Genomic DNA, 2,078 nt, shown 5'->3' on the forward strand with positions numbered 1-2,078 from the left:
CCAGATCACTGCCGGCCATTTGTGACCTCTTCCTTCTCCACAATGCGCAAGGTGAATCGGAAGGCGGTCCCGCCAGTCGGCATCGCCTCGGCCCATATGTGACCACCGTGCGATTCCACGATGGTGCGGCAAATGGAGAGACCGACACCCATGCCTTGCTTCTTGGTGGTTACAAACGGCTGGAAGAGTTGAGCCGAGACTTCCGGCGCGAGACCCGGGCCAGTATCGATCACGCTTACCTCGGCCATCCCATCATCCCGGGCAATTGTTGTGACTTTCAATTCGCGGCGCGGCGAGTCCTGCATAGCCTCAACCGCATTGCGCATCAGGTTGAGCAAAACCTGCTGAATCTGGATGCGGTCGGTTAAGACCAGTTCGGCGACTGGATCAAGCTTGTAGCTGACGAGGAGATTTATCTCTCTTGCACCAACCAAGGCTAGGGAGGCGGCTTCCTCGATCAGCATTGGCAGTCGTTCGACCTGGCGCTCGCTTTCGCCCCTGGCTACAAAATCCCTCAGGTGACGGATGACGTCGCCCGCCCGCAAGGCCTGCTCAGCTGCCTTTTCCACGGCATCCCGAAGCATGGGCGCATTCTCGTCCCGGCTCTTCTCAAGCAGCCGACGACTGCCTTTGAGGTAGTTCGTGATGGCGGTGAGCGGCTGGTTGATCTCATGAGCAAGCGTTGAGGCCATCTCGCCGAGTGCGGTGAACCGCGCCATGTGCAGCAGTTCCTGCTGCTGCTCCTGGATTCTTGCTTCTGCCCGGTGGCGTTCGGTCAAGTCGCGGCAGAAGCCGGTAAAGAAACGTCCCGTCCCCGGATGCATCTCGCCAACGGAAAGCTCCATCGGGAAAGTCGTGCCATCCTTGCGTGCCCCGGTCACGGTGCGGCCGAGCCCGATGATCCGGCGCTCTCCCGTCGTCAGGTAGCGAAGCAGATAGGCGTCATGCTCGTCGCGGTAGGGCGAGGGCATCAGCATTTTCACGTTTTGACCGATGACTTCGCCTGACTGGTAGCCGAACAGCGTTTCGGCAGCGGTGCTGAAGGATTGAATCCCACCCTGCTCGTCGATGACGACCATCGCGTCCGGCACTGTTGCCAGGATCGACCGCAAATGGTCCTCACGCAGCCGAAGTGCTGCATTTGCAAAGGAGAGTTCGCTGACATCAGTACCTTCAATGAAGATCGCGGTGATCCGGCCATCGTCAGCCTTGACTGGCTGATAAACAAAATCAAGGATGCGCTCTTCGACCGGGCCGTCGGCTATGTTGCGAAGGCCGACCTTCACCCCGTGGCCAATGTAGGGCTCGCCGGTCATGTACACATGGTCCAGATGTTCGAAAAACCCATTCCCTTCGAGCTCGGGAAAGGCGTCCCGCACTGACTTTCCAATCACTTGCCTGTGGCCAGTCAATCGCTGGTAGGCGGCATTGGTCAGCTCGAAAATGTGACCTGGCTCGCGCAGCAGCGCTATAAAGCCTGGTGCCTGATCGAACATTTGAGACAACAATGATTTCAGTGTCGTCCCGCCGGGTGACAAACTGAGTGCTTCGTCTTTGATCACCTGAAGTTCCTGGGTTCGACGGTGCTACCGGGGCTAACTATCACTTCTCGCCGCACACGCAAAACGGATCGAGCCGAGGTTTTCGAACGCAGATGCAGTTGCCGGCCTTTGATGCGCATCAAGGCATTGGACGATGTCGAATGCAATTCATCCCGCATTCCATCGTTCAGCGAAAGGCGCCCGCAATGTCTTACAAGTCGATCATCGTCAACCTCGCCATCGATGCGCCTCCCGCACCTATTGTAAAGCTGGGGATCGAGCTCGCGGAACGGTTTGGCGCCCGTCTCATCGGTCTGGCGGCTGCGGATGTTCCGCCCTTGGTCGCGACCGGCGACGGTATGGTCTACGAAGGCGAGGTCATGCAGATCCAGCACACCGAAATCGAAAAGCGGCTTGCCGAATTACGCGCCGAGTTCGAGAGGCTGCTTCCTGCATCGATCTTTAGCGAATGGGGCCAAGCTGTTTGCAGCCCAACCCGTTTCCTGAGCATTTCGGCTCGATCCGCCGATCTTATTG

Annotated in this window: 1 protein-coding gene and 1 pseudogene; one reads left to right on the top strand and one right to left on the bottom strand. The window is 58.2% G+C overall.

Annotated elements, in window-relative coordinates; all coding sequences use genetic code 11:
- Positions 1–5: 5 nt before the first annotated feature.
- Entirely contained in the window at positions 6–1,562 is a 1,557-nt protein-coding gene (locus EN914_RS33235; RefSeq protein WP_013525377.1) for a PAS domain S-box protein, read from the bottom strand.
- A 185-nt stretch (positions 1,563–1,747) separates the two neighbouring features.
- Between EN914_RS33235 and EN914_RS33240 the strand changes: the two are divergent.
- Positions 1,748–2,078: pseudogene (locus tag EN914_RS33240) on the top strand (universal stress protein); the annotation flags it as partial.

The sequence above is a fragment of the Mesorhizobium sp. M7A.F.Ca.CA.001.08.2.1 genome (assembly GCF_003998455.1).
GTDB lineage: Bacteria > Pseudomonadota > Alphaproteobacteria > Rhizobiales > Rhizobiaceae > Mesorhizobium > Mesorhizobium ciceri.